This is a genomic window from Paenibacillus sp. B01, from assembly GCF_009649995.1.
Classification (GTDB): Bacteria; Bacillota; Bacilli; order Paenibacillales; family Paenibacillaceae; genus Paenibacillus_O; species Paenibacillus_O pasadenensis.
On sequence record NZ_CP045802.1, the window covers coordinates 1,519,880 to 1,535,683 of the forward strand.

Here is a 15,804-nt window from a genome sequence, read left to right on the forward strand (position 1 = left end):
GCTGGCGGCTCTTTGTTTAAGCTTATAAACATTGTTATGCTTTGAATGTAAGATACTATTCATGTTATTGATTGTGAAATACATTGGCATAGAGTAAAAAAACTTCAGCCCGGTTGTCGGACTGAAGATTTCTTTTTTAATGCTTTACTGTAACGAAACAGCTGATCCGATAGCTCCAAACAAGAGGAAGAACGATACCCCTGCAAGAATGGAAGTCAAAATCACAAGGAAGAAGAAATGTCGTTCCTTTTCCTTGTTCATGATAGACCGGATTGTATACATGAAGAAAATCATACAGAACGTCATGGAGGCAAGTGCGAGCAGATCCAATGAATTGAGTCTCCCTTCAATAGTTAGTAATTATAGTTTGTCCAAGAAAATGGACTTGCAGCCGCATCAGGGAATTGATCATAATTAATAGCATTAGAAATACCGATTGATGGAGTTGGCTGGAACGAGAGGGTTCCATTAAAGGCTCCAAACTTATGGAAATAGGATCCTACTGCAGAAGTGGATTCGGTTGTTCCTGACTTGTTACTATATTTCCCGATTTTTATTCTTCCCCAACCCTTATGCGTGTTGACTACATAAGAAAGATTATTGTAGTAAAAGAAGTCCTTAATGTCATATTCCCAACCAACGCCTGTTGCAGCTTTCCAATCTCGATAACCAAATACATTACCGGTCGAGTAGTCTCTTGTTTCGTTTCTTACACTATTATAGCCCGTGGCTCGATAAGAGTAGACTGCAGACTCAGGATAGGCATCAAAATCATCTGTCCACGCAATCCCAAACTTGTCTTCTAAAGCGTAGTCAGGATTATTCTTCCAAGTCCAATTAAAATCAAGTACAAATTCATTTTTACCTTTAGTAGGGGTAGTAACCTTGGAGGCAACCAATGTTCTGGTCCAGTTTCCAGTCGTTAAGAATGGCACAATTAAATTTTGTTGCAAGCTCTCCACAGCCATACTGTTTTCAAAAGAGTGACTGGAGTAGACAAGTTTTTCGGTAGCTATGTACTCTTTTTGAGATTCATCCAACTGGTTAATGATTTCCTGAGGATATTTTGCTTCAAGGAGATATTGGTTTACGTCAGACTGGATTACCGATGGATTAGCAAAACTTATACTTCCAAAAGCACTCGTTAAATATGAAATAGCTACTAACGAAGCGGCAAACTTGATTTTCGATTTAATTTTCAAAATATCACCTTTTCTTCATTTTTTATAACATCTTTATGGTAATTGAGGACAATAATTAAATCCACAGGTACATGATGGTAATTAAGAGGATATTTTTAAATAAGACGGATTGTCAAGCTAAGTGCGACACCTCATCCATGAAGGCTTCGTGAGCGGAGTTCCAGCCCAAACATTTTCTCGGGCGATCGTTGATGAGGCGCAAGGCTTCGTCTAGTTGCGCCTCTGTTACCGTGGCGAAGTCGTGCCCCTTCGGAAAGAACTCCCGCAGCAGACCATTGGCGTTCTCATTGGAGCCACGCTGCCAGGACGAGTACGGGTCCGCGAAGTAGACCTTCACTCCGTGGAGCGTTTCCAAGCGTTCGTAGCAGGCGAACTCCTTGCCCCGATCGGTTGTAGCGGTTTGAAAGGTGCCGTCCGGATACCGAGCGGCTACGGTCTGGAAGGCGGCTTCCATCGAAGCGGCCGTTCGATCCGGCATGAGGACGGCCTGATACAATCGCGTCTTGCGCTCGATGAACGTAGCCGCACAAGCCTTGCTCCTGCCTCGGCTCGAAACGACGGTGTCCAGTTCCCAATGGCCAAACGTGCTTCGGGTGCGAACGACCTTGGGGCGCTGGCGGATTGGGGTGCCGACGAGAAAACGTCCGCGTGTCTCGACCGGCTTGCGCCGTTTGCCTTTATGGCGAAGGACGCGTATGTCGCCCGCTAAAAGACGTCCCGCATAGATCCAGCGGTAGATGGTCTTGAAGCAAACAAAGGAATGCCCTGCCGCTCGGCGCTTCTCGGCGATTTGCTCCGGCGACCAAGTCTTCTGCAGCTGCTCATGGAGCTCCTGCGCCAGTTCTGGCGTGTATGAACCGATAGGCACGCAGCACGCTCTGCGCTCTTCGTAGGCCTGCTGCGCGGGCTCAGCCCGGTACACTCCGGATTCACGGCCACGCTTGAGTTCACGCGCAATCGTAGCGTGATGACGGCCCAACTGTTGACCGATCCTGCGGGTCGACCATTTGAGACGATGTAGCGCTTCTAGTTGTCCGCGCTTAGGCTAAAATGGGAGTAGCTCATGTTGGGTTCTCTCCTGTAGATGGTCGTGTGGTAACCTCCATTTTACACGAAGCCCGCATGGGCCTTTTCGTTTTTCTAGGTGTCGCACTTCATATTACAATCCGTCATAACCAAAAGACGGCCGTATCGGCCGTCAATAAGTGTGGGAGGGCCTATCCTGATGGCTGACAAGCCGGCTCCTTGGTGATACAATATGTATCTATACAGGGTGTATCGAGTATGTACCGAGAGACCTTCGAGATGGTAGCGAATGGAGGATAGCTAGCGGTAGAGATAAGCGATGCCTCGGGTTGGGGGGAGAGGCGTTCAGCGCTTTATTTCTTCGAGGTGCGGTTCTGACGGTCCTCCGAAGGAGGCGGCGAGGTTCGTTCCGGAAACAATTCCTTCAGTGCGGCATCGGGCTGCAACCCCAGCTGTTCGAGCACTTGCCTGACGTCCAATACCTTCACAGGAGATTTTGAGCTGCTTTCTGGTTGATGGCTGTTCATTCCTGTACCCCACTCCCATTTCCTATTTAGTTTCTCTATGTACTGGGAACATAGGATAAAGTATATCCGACTGAAGGTGCAAAGAGTGTCGGAATGTGAAGCGGCATTCAGAGAAAAATAAAGGAGTTTTTGTCGAATCAGGACTATTGGATTAATAAATTGTCTTATTTGATTCCTTTCTCCTACTACCCGTTCTTAAAACAACAAAAAAACCCGCCAACGGCAGGTTTGCAAGCATTGCAATATTCCAGATTATCTCATAGACCGGTTCGCCCGAATGAAAGCGATGAACATTTTGGATTCCTCGGGCGTAAGCGGGCTGCCGTCGATGGAGAAGGCGAACTTCTCCAACAGCTCCTGATCGGACAGCTCGATGCTGCCGGCAAACTCCCTGACGTCCGGATCTAGCGTCGCCTCCGGATTGTCGGTTCTTCCCACCAGGTAGTCGATCGAGACCTGATAGATATCCGCAAATTTCGCAAGCGTATCGGTATCCGGTTCACGCCGGTTCTTCTCATAATGACTCAAGGCTGCGCGGGAAATGCCAAGAACCTGAGACGTATGCTCTTGAGTCCATCCCCGGTCTTCCCTCAGACTTGCAAGCCGTGATCCTATGTCCACTTACGTACCTCCTAACTCCCTCTGTATTCAAGTTTAATACGGAAATGCCGCCGCTAAAAGGATTTCTGAGGGCATGATACAAAAAGACGCAATCTTGAAAATTAAGCCTGAAAAGCCCTTGACATGTTACGAATTGTATCGTAAAGTTGGAGATGTCAAAGCGATACAAAACGTATCAATTAGTCATCATTCTTCCCCGCCGGAGCTTTTCTCAAACCTAGGCCCGGAGGCATTTGTCGGAGGTGAACCGTGCTCTTGCGTCGGAATATGGAGACTTCTGCTGGCGTCATTTCCCGAACCGGCAACAGCCGCGCCTTGCTGGCGGAGCTTGCGATTTCCCAGGTCGGCGGAGAACCGGTCCGATCCGGCGTCCGCAAAGTCTTACTGATTCATATGAACGCAAACGAACTGGAATTCTCCACGACGCTCCGATTTCCGGTAAACGACCGGTACCGCCTGTCCTTCCAGCTGAAGCTGGGGGAGAAGAGCATCATCCTCGAAGGCATCGTCGCCTCGCGAGTCAAGCAAGGAAACCTCTATCTGTATGAGCTCCGCATCGCCGGAAGCTCGATCAGCCGCACGGACTGGATCCGGGAGCTGAACGAGTGGCTGCTCCGGCATCAGCCAGCGTTGCCCGAGCATAAAGTCCACTATTTATATCGGAACTGACCACTATACATAACGGGAGGCCCATCACGTGGAGTTGAAAGAGTATCTCAGCATTTTGGCCAAGCGCAAGTGGCTCATCGCCGCGATCGTCCTGCTGGCCTGCGTCGCGACCGGAATCAAGAGCTTCATGTATACGACGCCGATCTACCAGGCTTCGGCCAAGCTCATCGTCAACCAGGCGTTCGATTTTCAGGGAACGTCGATGCTGGATCTAAGTACGATGCAGACCAATATTACCGTCATCAATTCCTACAAAGAAATTATACAGTCTTACGCGATCCTGAACAAAGTATCGACCAACTTCCCCGATCTGAAGATGAGCGCCGATGAGCTGCGCAGCGGCCTCAGCATCGGATCCTCTGCGGAATCCCAGGTCATGGACCTGAGCTTCGTCAGCACCTCCTACCCTCAAGCGGCCAAGGCGGTCAACGCGATCGCAGAAACGTTCCGCACGACCAACCCCGACATCATGAAAGTGGACAACGTCACGATTCTCAACAAAGCCGATGTCGAAGCGGCGGCATACAGCATCAACACCAGCCCGATCGTGCTGATCTTCATCGCATTCGTCGTTTCGTTCATGCTCGCGGTCGGCCTCGTGTTCCTGCTCCACTATCTGGACGACACGATCAAGACGGAGCGCGATATCGAAAAAGAGCTTGAGCTGCCGATGCTGGCGCTCATCACCAAAATCGACAAATACGGCACGCGCTCGAAAAAGCCGTCCGCATCCAAGCCTAAGCCTGTAGGGGAGGGATCATATGCCACGCTCAACCAGTGAATCCAGCCTCGTCACCTATTACGATCCAAAGTCGCCGATCTCGGAAGCGTACCGGACGTTGCGCACGAACATCCAGTTCTCCTCGTTCGATGAAGCGATCCGGGTCATCATGGTCGCCTCGGCCAATCCGGGCGAGGGCAAAAGCACGACGGCCTCCAACCTCGCGGTGACCTACGCCCAGGAAGGCAAAAAAGTGCTGCTGATCGATGCCGATCTGCGCAAGCCGTCCGTGTTCAAAGTATTCCAGGTGTCCAACCGCGTGGGATTATCGACGGTCGTATCCGGCCAATGCCGCGCCGCTGACGCCGTACAGGAGACGCAAGTCGACAACCTGTTCGTCCTGCCGTCCGGACCGGTGCCGCCCAATCCTTCGGAGCTGCTCGCTTCCCAGAGCATGAAGGCGACGCTGGAGCAGTTCAAAGCCGACTATGATGTGGTCATCTTCGATACGCCGCCGGTGCTTGCCGTCACCGACTCGATCATCGTCTCTTCTCTCTGCCAGGGCGTGTTGCTCGTCGTGCATGCCGGCAAAGTGAAAAGCGAGCTGGTGCGCAAGGCGAAGTCCAGTCTGGAGCATGTGAACGCCCGCATCCTGGGCGTCGTGCTCAACAACACGAAAAGCCGTAAAGGCGACAAATACAATTACTACTATTACGGAGCGGAAGCGAAATAAGTTTTCGAGCCTGATGAAGGAATCGTATAGGTAATGCCTACTGAACCTTTATCACTGTAGGCACTCGGCCATACTGTGGGTCCGCTTGCGGACCTTAGACGCGAGTCGTCGATGGTATGGCGTGAGGCGGGGTTGAATGCCCCACTTTACCCTTATGGAGAGGGTAAGCATCAAGAAAAGCCATAAAAACGGGTTATGTTTCGACAGGGGAACGTAGCTCGTTTTTTTGGCATTTCTTCATGTTAGGGCTGAAGAGCCAGAGAGAAAAAGATAAGGATAGGTGATTGCATGAAAAAAGTGCGCAAGGCTATCATCCCGGCTGCCGGTCTCGGAACCCGATTCCTGCCGGCCACCAAGGCGATGCCCAAGGAGATGCTGCCGATCGTCGACAAGCCGACGATCCAGTACATCGTGGAAGAGGCGGTCCAGTCCGGCATCGAAGACATCATTATCGTGACGGGCAAAGGCAAGCGGGCGATCGAGGATCACTTCGACATCGCGTTCGAGCTGGAGCACAGCCTGATGGAGAAGGGAAAGCTCGGCTTGCTGAGCGAGGTGCAGAAATCGTCCAATGTGGACATTCATTACATAAGGCAAAAAGAAGCGAAGGGGCTGGGCCACGCGGTCTGGTGCGCCCGCAACTTCATCGGCGACGAGCCGTTCGCCGTACTTCTCGGCGACGACATCGTCCAGGCGGACGTTCCTTGCACGCGCCAGCTTATCGAGCAGTATCAAGACACGGGGCGCTCCGTCATCGGCGTCCAGACGGTCGGCATCGAGCAAACGGACCGCTACGGCATCGTCGATCCGATCGAGACGTTGGGACGGCTCGTACAGGTGAAGCGCTTCGTCGAAAAGCCGCCGCTGGGAGAAGCGCCTTCCAATCTGGCCATCATGGGGCGATATGTGTTTACGCCGGAGATCTTCGACTATCTCGGCGAGCACAGCATTGGCGCCGGCGGGGAGATTCAGCTGACGGATGCCATTCAGAAGCTCAATGAGCGGCAAGGCGTCTACGCCTATGATTTTGAAGGCAAACGCTACGATGTCGGCGAGAAGCTCGGCTTCATCCTGACGACGATCGACTTCGCGCTCCGCAACGATGAGCTGAAGCACCCTCTCTTGACCGCACTCGAAGAAATGATCAAAGACCATACGAACCAATCCAATATGATCAAGCTGAGGTGACGATACGATGAGCCTGAACCCGAATGGCAAGGAAGCCGAAGCGGTGCTCGACTCGACCTCCTATTACTCTACCTATGCTGCAGAAGCCAAAAGAAGCCTCAGAGGCTACCTGATGATGAAACGAGCAATGGATATCATCGCGGCATCAATCGGACTGCTGCTGCTGCTGCCGGTTTTTATCGTGCTTGCGGTGCTGATCAAGCTGGAGGATCGCAACGGGCCTGTCTTTTTCTCTCAAGAAAGAGTGGGAAAGGGCGAGCGGGCCTTCCGCATGTATAAATTCCGCTCGATGGTCTCCAATGCGGAGGAGCTGCTGCCGCAGCTGCTCGCTCAGAATGAGATCGAAGGCGCCATGTTCAAGATGAAGGATGATCCGCGCATTACGAGGATCGGCCGTTTCATCCGCAAGACGAGCATCGATGAGCTGCCTCAGCTGTGGAACGTGGTCAGAGGCGACATGTCGCTGGTCGGGCCAAGGCCGCCGCTGCCCCGAGAGGTTGCGGAGTATACGCCATATGACAAGCAACGGCTGAAAGTGACGCCGGGCTGCACGGGTCTTTGGCAAGTGAGCGGACGGAACAACCTGAGCTTCAAGGACATGGTGGAGCTGGATGTGAGGTATATCAAAGAAAGGAATTTATTCTTCGATGTACATATTTTGCTTCGCACGCTCAAGGTATTGCTCGGCTCCAAAGATGCTTTTTGAACAAGTTCTCACGGTTGCAGGAGAAGGAGAGATATAGAGATGAAAATAGGTGTGGATGCGCATGTACTGGCTGGAAAGTTCCAGGGAAGCCGGACTTACTTGTTGAATCTGTATCAGGAGGTGCTGAAACAAAGCGATCCTGAGGACTATGTGTTCTTTGGTCATTGGGAGAATGAGGCTTCGCCGCCTTACAGCTCACAATCCAAGTATGTCAACTTCAAGTCCGGTTCTAAAGTAAAACGGCTTACTTACCAATCCCTTCCGCTGCTTAAGGATCATAACATCGATCTGTACCATACTCAGTATATCTCTCCTCTTATGATGCCCTGCGATACTATCTGTACCATCCACGATATTTTATTCGAAACGCACCCGCAGTATTTTTCTAAACAGGAAGTCATTCGCAACAAAATATTGGTGCGCTTCTCGGCGCAAAGAGCGAAGCAGGTTCATACGGTTTCGCAGTATTCAAAAAGCAAAATAGTCGAGCTATATGGCATTCCAGAGCACAAAGTGAAGGTCGTTCCTAACGGAGTTGATCTGACTCGTTTTACTTCGGAAGGGAAGAATGAATCCGCAGGCCTTATTGAGCAAAAATACGGAGTGCGCGACTATATCCTGACCGTGGGCCGTATTGAGCCTCGTAAAAATCATATCGCTTTATTAGAGGCTTATAAGATTTTAATGGAAAAGAATATTAAGGTAGGGCCTCTTGTTATCGTAGGCAAGCCTGATTTTGGCTTCCAGGATTTCTTCAATAGAATCGACGAGCTGCAATTGAAGCCTTACGTCCACATAATTGAATCGGTTGACGATCGGATGCTCCCTCACATTTATAGGGCGGCATCTGTTTTTGTTTATCCGACTTTTGCCGAAGGATTCGGCATCCCGCCCATTGAGGCCATGGCAAGCGGCGTGCCGGTAGTGTCGTCCAATACGACGGCAATTCCGGATGTGATTGGGGATGCGGGCATAATGGTTGACCCGGAGAGTTATTCGGAAATTGCTACGAGCATTGCAACGATAACCAAGAATTCGGAGCTTAAAGAGAGACTCATAAAAAAAGGATTAACTCAGGCGGAGAAATGGACCTGGGAAGCCGCAGCGAAGCATTTCATTCAATCAGTCAAAGATCTGACAACTAAAACTGTTGAGATTGGAAGGTAGTATCATGAAAAGAAGAGTTGCATTCTGCGGAACGAGAGGAATTCCGGCTGCATACGGTGGGTTTGAAACGGCGGTCGATGAAATCACAATACGCTTACAAAATAACGAGTACCAGTGCGATGTCTTTTGCAGATCAATGGAGGATAGAGAACCTGAATTTGTAGACGAAAGAAGAATAATTTTTATAAAAGGTAGTGAAAACAGAAAATTAGATACGTTCATAAGCTCAATCAATACGGGATTATATTTATTGAAAAACAGAAAAGAATATGATTTTGTGTTTTGGTTTAATAATGCCAATTTACCTGGGATTTTTATAACAAGAATTATTGGAATTCCAATGGCTGTAAATACAGATGGTCTAGAGTGGAGAAGAGCTAAATGGTCGTTGCCATTTAAACTCTATTATTTTCTATCTTCGCTTTTTATAAGCTTGATTTGTAAGAATCTTATTTCGGATTCTCAAGGTATAAAAGACTATTACTATAAAAAGTTTAAAAAAAGAACAATCATGATCCCCTATGGAGCGCCTAATCCAATAGAGATTAGAGACCAAAGAAAAGATGAAATTCTACAAGAGTATGCGGTAATGAAAAATAAATACTTTATTCAGATAACAAGATTCGAACCCGACAATTTGCCTTTGAAAGTTATTGAGTCATTTATAAAATCCAAATTATATGAGGATGGGTATCAGTTCTTGTTAATAGGATATAAAGACTCAAATAACTATTCAGAACAGATATTGAAATATGATGGGGGATATGGAGTCCGTGTCCTGAATGCATTATACGATAAAGAAAAACTTCAAGTATTAAGAGAAAATGCATTTAGTTATGTGCATGGGAATTCAGTGGGAGGTACTAATCCAGCTCTTCTAGAAGCAATGACCAGTTCTCAGAGGGTAATGGCGATAGATATTGTGTTTAGTCACGAAGTACTCGGAGAACTTGGTACATACTTTAAGATTGAAAACCTCCATCACAAATTCAAAGAAATATTGAAGTCAGAATCAAATCAAAAGTTACTAAAGCTTTCTGTTGAGAAAAAATATGATTGGAACGATGTGGCTGAAAAATATAAGAATATTTCGCTAAATTGGGCAGCGGTATTGAAAAAAAACAGAGAATATACCTTAGAATCTTAAGGAGAAATCTATGAAAATATGTATGTTATCAAGAGCTTATGTTACTAATTGTTCAGGTGGAATGGAAGACTATACCCAAAAGCTATGTGAAGGTCTTGTAAAAAAAGGGCATGAAGTTACTTTAATCACCTCTAGACATCCGCAAAGTATTCCTCATGAAATTTTTAATGGAGTTGAAATTTTTTATTTAGATAATCCAAGTCCATTATCCTACAAAGGTTTCTTTATTAAAGCCATAATTAAGTATAGAGAATTGGATAAAATTTTTCATTTTGATGTATTGCATAGTCAAAGCTCAGCGGCTTTAGCTTCATTGATCTTTTCAATTAATACCCCACTTATTACAACGATGCATGGCTCCTTAAAAACAGAAACTCAATTAAATCCGAATATTTTTAATAGAAAAAATTCGAAGGAAAAAATACTCACAGTATTAAAGTTGTATAAAAGAATTTTCGTTCATTTTTTAACTAAAATTATGTTGAAAAAATCCAGCGCAATAATTGTGGCTTCTGAGTTTTCTAAAAGAAAATTCTCTAACAAAAAAATAGACCACAAAATAAGGGTTGTTTACCACGGGATTAAAGATGATCTTTTAAAAAGATCAGATAAGATTGAAGCTCGTAAAGCCCTTAAAATGAACTCAGACCAAAAAGTTCTGTTATGTCTGGGAAGAATTGTCCAGGAAAAAGGTATTCAAGTTGTATTAGAGTCTCTAAAGATTTTAGATCAAAAACGGAATGATATTGTACTTGTCATTGTGGGAAAAGGTCCTTTTGAAGACGAGCTAAAAAAGATTGTCGAAAAGATGAGATTAGATAATGTGGTGTTTGCCGGTTTTGTACATGACTCAGATAAATATCTTTACTATAGCGCTGCAGATTTGTTTATCTATCCTGAACTAACCAGTCCAGCGTTTGGCCTTGTTGCTGCAGAGGCAATGGCTTGCGGAACAGCTGTCATATCATCTGATCATGAAGCAACAAGAGAAGTTATTGGCGATCAAAGCTTTTTGTTTACTCCGTCTAATCACGAAGAGTTAGCCATGTTAATTGATGATTACTTTTCAAAGTCTGATAGTGAAAAAGAAAACATAATTAATAATTTTAATCTTAGACAAAAGAAACTTTTTTCTTATGAAAGAATGATTTCCGATACTGAAGAGCTATATAAAAAAATTATATAAAGGGAAGTCCTAACATGTGGATGAGCCAAATCGATAATAGATCCTTTTTAAGATATGTCGGAATTTTATTGGGAATATCTTTGATTGTTTCAACAACTGTAATGGTTACTCCGATAGCTATTATGTTGGCGATAATAACCATTTTATTTATTTTGGAATCATATAATAACAAGATAAATCTTTATATATTGTTTGTGCTGATACCTTTACCAGCTAACATAACTCTTCTAAATCTTGAGCTAAATCTAAGTATACCTTTCCTATTGATTTGTTATTTTATTAAATTGTTCATGAAAAATGATGCTGCTATTATGAAGTTCAATAAGTTCGATTTTCTATCAGTTTCATTTCTAATTATTGGTTTGCTGCCAGCAATAAATAAAGTCGGCGGATTTGAAGGCTGGCTAAATGGCTATGTCAAAGCGTTCATAATACCAGTGGCTATATATTTTTATATCAGAATTTACTACAGGGATTACAATAAGTACGGGCTTCATATTTTATATGCGATAGTTACTTCACTAATTGTATTTAGTGGATATGCATTATTCGAATTCTTTGTGTTAAACCAATCTTCTGTTAATTTTGTTGGTGATTCTGAATATAGGTTAGCTGGAGGAATATTAGGACAAGGAAATGGCTTAGCTATGAATTTAGAAAAGATAATCCCATTCATATTGTTACTAGTGTTGACATCGAAATCCAATAAAAATAACAATGATCAATTCCGAAAAGCTCTAGTGCTAGTTCTTGTTTTTTTTGCATCGGTTCTTTTTTTATCTCTGTCTCGTGGTGGATGGGCATCGATAGTGATTCTAGTCTTTATGGTACTCTTATTATACAAAAAGTTTTTTGCAGTAATAATAGCCTGTATTCTTACAACAATCTCTGTCTTAGTAATTGAACCTATTAGAACTCGATTATTTACAGATGAGTCTACATTATTTTTTCGGACTGATTTATGGGAAATGTCCATAAAGATCTTTAAAGAGAATTTTTTATTTGGCATTCCACTGAATGATTTTGTTTATTATTATGAACAGAATTTTAGAACTGTAGTTTCCTTATCCAGATCGCATAATATCTTATTAGATATTTTGGTTTTCACTGGAGTCGTTGGATTGCTGTATTTTTCGGTGTTATTTTTGAGTGTATTAATTAGTGCCAAGAAGGGATTGAAAAATAATGATGATCCTATTAAGAGGGTTATCATTATTGGTTTTTTGTTTATGATTATAACCACATTTATTCACGGTCAAATTGATAGCCCTATGTTTTCTTATTCAAGGGATGTCTTTGTATGGATAGAATTTGCGCTATTTTCAAATGTGCTCATAAGTAGAGTAGGGCACAATAATGAATAGGCTTTTTAAAAGTATGGGGATATTTTTTGTTATTGCATTGCTCAGTAAGGCGTTTGGTTTTATCAGAGAAGTAGTGATTGCATATTATTTTGGAACATCTCAAGAACTGGATGCTTTTTTAATTGCATCTATGATTCCATTATTATTATTTGATGGAATTGGAGCAGCGTTATCAACAGGATTGATTCCAGTAATGTCAGGATCCAGATTTGAGTCTAAGCATAAGAGGAACGCGTTCTTAAGTTCACTTATGATTGTTTTAACAATATTGCTTTCGTTGCTAACAATTCTATTCATTCTTTTTTCACCTCTTTTGACCAAGCTAATTGCTCCCGGATTTAATATGGAAATGATTCAGGCCGTAAACATGTTTACGAAACTTATGATGCCAATAATAATTTGTTCCGGTATTGCTTACTTAATCATGGCATTTTTGCAGTTCGAGGGTTTCTTTAACGGAGCCTCCATTATGGGGTTCTCTACAAGTATTGCAATGATCTTGTTCGTTATAATTGGATACAACTATTTAGGTGTCAAAACATTGATTGCAGGAACAATTGCAGGATCTATTTTGCAAATAATAATTTTTATTCCGTACCTAAGAAAGTATGATTTTAAATTTGTTTGGAATTTTAAATTATTTGATGCACACAAGAAATTGTTGCTTTTTTCACTTCCTGTATTAGCTGGTTCTCTGATTATTCAAGTCAATATTACAGTTGATCGTATGCTAGCCTCAGGATTAGAGACGGGAAGCATATCTGCTTTAAACTATTCGACAAAGCTTAACACCTTAATCCTAGGTACAACAATTATGGCCCTTTCAACTGTTGTTTTTCCGATTTTCTCCAAACTATGGACTGATCATAAAAAAGACGAGTTTGTATCTCAAATCAGTACTTCAATAAGGGGGATATCTTTCCTTATGGTCCCTCTTTGTTTTTTTCTATCAATTCTTAGTTATCCAATAATTAAATTACTCTTTGGGAGAGGGGCATTTGATGAGCAAGCGACCGAATTAACATCATACGCATTTACATTCTCCATATTAATATTAATTGGTCTCAGTATTAGAGAGATATTAAATAAAGCGTTGTATTCAATGTCGGATACAAAAGGACCACTTACCGGCACACTAATATTAGTAACTATGAATGTTTTTTTAGCGTTCACTTTAGTGCCGATTTTTAAAATTTCTGGGTTGCCTATTGCAACAGCTATTGCTAACTACTTTGCGATTTTAGTTCTTTATTTTTGGTTCAAATATAAGCATGGAATAAACCCATTCAGAAATCTTTGGAACTCATTTTACAAGATCATTATTAGTACATCTGTTGCATGTGCTAGTCTTTTAATGATTAAATATCAAATTTATAACCAGCACGATGGCAGTTTTACAATGATATTAAAGCTGTTTTTAATGATTCTATTTTCGTCAATAGTTTATTTGTTTGTTAACTATGTACTTAATGAACAAACTGCGAAAGGAGTTGCTCTTAAAGCAACTCAGGTTCTAGGAAGGAGACGTGAATCTTTAAATGGGTGATTTAGATATTGTCTGTTTCCCTGGGACTTTATTTGATAAAGCACCGCAAACGAATAGGCAAAGAGTTATGACAGAATTACAAAAACGAGGGAACAGAGTTTATTATATTGAACCACTTAAAAATCCATTCATTCAATTAGCTAAATGGATTCTAGGAGTCAAAAAAGAACAAAAGAATCATCTTTGGTTTAAACGAATCTTTCAGTTTGAAAAAAGGCTCGGTCAATTATGGATTGGTTCAATGATCAAAATTCTTCCTTTAAAGAACCCTAAGATAAGAAGAATTTCTCACTTCTTGAATGCTGTTCATTTAAAAATGAAACTAAAAAAAATGAATGTTACTAAACCGATTTTGTGGATTTATACACCAGATGCGGTTGATTTTATCGATTGGATCGATCATAAGTTAGTAATTTATGATTGTGTTGATGAGTATTCTGCACAGCCTTGGTATGCTGAAGAATTTGGAAGCATAATTGAGAGCGAGAATAAGCTATTAAGAAGAGCTGATTTGGTCTTTACAAGTGCAGAGTTTCTATATGATTTAAAGAAGATGCAAAATAATAAGACGTATTTACTTGAAAATGTAGCGGAATTTGATCACTTTAATCGTGTATTAACGGAAGAGCTGGAACGCCCTTCGGACATCAAATCAATTTCGGGACCAATTCTAGGATTTATAGGGGCGCTAGATAAATATAAGCTTGATTATTCGGCAATCATTCGGCTGGCTCAAGAAAAAAAAGATTGTAATGTAGTACTTATTGGTCCTCATAGCGAGGCTGAAAAATCAACGAATTTGGATGATTTAAAAAAGGTGGAGAATATATTTATTCTTGGTCCGCGCGATTATGAGGTTCTGCCAAACTATATAGCAGCTTTTGACGTTTGTCTAATTCCATATAATGAAAATGAGTATACCAAAGGTTGTTTTCCATTGAAATTTTTCGAGTACTTAGCTACAGGGAAACCAGTTGTAACTTTAGGTTTGCCTACATTAAAAAAGTTCTCCCAATACCGAGTTTATGCTGAAACTTTCAATGAATTTCGAGAACTGGTGAATGTCCACCTAAATAATCAAAGTAATCACGATCAATTGCAAATACGAGTAAAGTTAGCTAAAGAAAATACTTGGAGTACGAAAGTTGACAAAATGGAGAAGATTATTGATGAGAACACGAGTCTGCAAACGAGTATAGGGCAACCATATCCACTAGTTCCTTTAAGGAGTGTTGAAAAATGAAAGGCATTATTCTCGCCGGAGGAACCGGCTCCAGGCTTTACCCATTGACTAAGGTGACGAACAAGCACTTGCTTCCAGTCGGGCAGTATCCGATGATCTACCATTCGATCTACAAACTTAAAGCGGCTGGAATTGACGACATCCTCATTGTCACGGGACGTGACCATATGGGCGATGTCGTTAATCTTTTAGGCAGCGGATACGAGTTCGGCGTGAGCTTCTCCTATAAAGTCCAGGATCAGGCTGGGGGCATCGCGCAAGCGCTTGGCCTGGCACGGAGCTTCATCGGTTATGATCCGATGGCGGTCATTCTGGGGGACAACGTTTTCCAGGACGATATGAAGCCGTTTGTGGACAACTTCAAGAAACAAGGCAACGGAGCGAAGATTCTGCTGAAGGAAGTTCACGATCCGGAGCGGTACGGAGTAGCCGAACTGAACGGCTCGCACATCGTTTCCATTGAGGAGAAGCCGAAGCAGCCGAAAAGCAGCATGGCGGTCACGGGCATCTATATGTACGACAATAACGTCTTCGACATCGTCAAGGAGCTGAAGCCGTCCGGTCGCGGAGAACTGGAAATCACCGACGTCAACAACGCCTATATCCAGCAAGGATTGCTGACGTACGATGTGCTGAGCGGCTGGTGGACCGATGCGGGCACGCATGAGTCTTGGGCCAATGCGAACGAGCTGGTCCGTCATGATGCGTTCGACCTGAACTTCGGGCGCAAGCTCACGACGGTATAAAGGAGCCGACCC

Annotated in this window: 15 protein-coding genes and 1 pseudogene; 12 read left to right on the plus strand and 4 right to left on the minus strand. The window is 43.6% G+C overall.

The window, feature by feature from the left end; translation table 11 throughout:
• Positions 1-353: 353 nt before the first annotated feature.
• From GE073_RS06500 to GE073_RS06515, 4 genes and pseudogenes are all read right to left on the minus strand, one after another.
• Positions 354-1,202, minus strand: coding sequence for a hypothetical protein (locus GE073_RS06500; protein ID WP_153783089.1), 849 nt, complete (start codon positions 1,200-1,202; stop codon positions 354-356).
• 112 nt (positions 1,203-1,314) lie between these two features.
• A pseudogene (locus tag GE073_RS06505) lies at positions 1,315-2,267 on the minus strand (IS30 family transposase).
• Between the two features lie 314 nt (positions 2,268-2,581).
• Positions 2,582-2,755 (minus strand): hypothetical protein, encoded by a 174-nt coding sequence (locus GE073_RS06510; protein WP_153783090.1) that lies wholly within the window; start codon positions 2,753-2,755, stop codon positions 2,582-2,584.
• A 252-nt stretch (positions 2,756-3,007) separates the two neighbouring features.
• Entirely contained in the window at positions 3,008-3,376 is a 369-nt protein-coding gene (locus GE073_RS06515) for a helix-turn-helix domain-containing protein (protein ID WP_028600446.1), read from the minus strand.
• A 393-nt stretch (positions 3,377-3,769) separates the two neighbouring features.
• Between GE073_RS06515 and GE073_RS06520 the strand changes: the two genes are divergently transcribed.
• The 12 genes from GE073_RS06520 (at position 3,770) to GE073_RS06575 (ending at position 15,792) form a co-directional block, all read left to right on the plus strand.
• Positions 3,770-4,045, plus strand: coding sequence for a hypothetical protein (locus tag GE073_RS06520; protein WP_153783091.1), 276 nt, complete (start codon positions 3,770-3,772; stop codon positions 4,043-4,045).
• Positions 4,046-4,073: 28 nt separating this feature from the next.
• Positions 4,074-4,826, plus strand: coding sequence for a YveK family protein (locus tag GE073_RS06525; RefSeq protein WP_153783092.1), 753 nt, complete (start codon positions 4,074-4,076; stop codon positions 4,824-4,826).
• Complete coding sequence (locus tag GE073_RS06530; protein WP_153783093.1) at positions 4,807-5,499, plus strand: CpsD/CapB family tyrosine-protein kinase; 693 nt, start codon at positions 4,807-4,809, stop codon at positions 5,497-5,499. Before GE073_RS06525 ends, GE073_RS06530 begins: the two co-directional genes overlap by 20 nt.
• 288 nt (positions 5,500-5,787) lie before the next feature.
• On the plus strand, positions 5,788-6,687 hold the full coding sequence (gene galU / locus GE073_RS06535) for a UTP--glucose-1-phosphate uridylyltransferase GalU (RefSeq protein WP_028600450.1): 900 nt from the start codon (positions 5,788-5,790) through the stop codon (positions 6,685-6,687).
• Positions 6,688-6,694: 7 nt separating this feature from the next.
• A complete protein-coding gene (locus GE073_RS06540) occupies positions 6,695-7,393 on the plus strand; it encodes a sugar transferase (RefSeq protein ID WP_153783094.1) in 699 nt (232 codons plus the stop codon).
• Between the two features lie 39 nt (positions 7,394-7,432).
• Positions 7,433-8,560, plus strand: coding sequence for a glycosyltransferase family 4 protein (locus GE073_RS06545; protein WP_153783095.1), 1,128 nt, complete (start codon positions 7,433-7,435; stop codon positions 8,558-8,560).
• Between the two features lie 4 nt (positions 8,561-8,564).
• Positions 8,565-9,707 carry a DUF1972 domain-containing protein gene (locus GE073_RS06550; RefSeq protein WP_153783096.1) on the plus strand — a complete coding sequence of 381 codons (1,143 nt, stop codon included), beginning with the start codon at positions 8,565-8,567 and terminating at the stop codon, positions 9,705-9,707.
• Positions 9,708-9,717: 10 nt separating this feature from the next.
• A complete protein-coding gene (locus GE073_RS06555) occupies positions 9,718-10,893 on the plus strand; it encodes a glycosyltransferase family 4 protein (RefSeq protein ID WP_153783097.1) in 1,176 nt (391 codons plus the stop codon).
• A 14-nt stretch (positions 10,894-10,907) separates the two neighbouring features.
• Positions 10,908-12,257 (plus strand): O-antigen ligase family protein, encoded by a 1,350-nt coding sequence (locus GE073_RS06560; protein ID WP_153783098.1) that lies wholly within the window; start codon positions 10,908-10,910, stop codon positions 12,255-12,257.
• Positions 12,250-13,803: a murein biosynthesis integral membrane protein MurJ gene (gene murJ / locus GE073_RS06565; RefSeq protein ID WP_153783099.1), complete on the plus strand. Its 1,554-nt coding sequence runs from the start codon at positions 12,250-12,252 to the stop codon at positions 13,801-13,803. The genes GE073_RS06560 and murJ overlap by 8 nt, the downstream gene beginning before the upstream one ends.
• On the plus strand, positions 13,796-15,046 hold the full coding sequence (locus GE073_RS06570) for a glycosyltransferase (RefSeq protein ID WP_153783100.1): 1,251 nt from the start codon (positions 13,796-13,798) through the stop codon (positions 15,044-15,046). The genes murJ and GE073_RS06570 overlap by 8 nt, the downstream gene beginning before the upstream one ends.
• On the plus strand, positions 15,043-15,792 hold the full coding sequence (locus GE073_RS06575; RefSeq protein ID WP_153783101.1) for a sugar phosphate nucleotidyltransferase: 750 nt from the start codon (positions 15,043-15,045) through the stop codon (positions 15,790-15,792). The genes GE073_RS06570 and GE073_RS06575 overlap by 4 nt, the downstream gene beginning before the upstream one ends.
• The last annotated feature ends 12 nt before the right edge of the window (positions 15,793-15,804 follow it).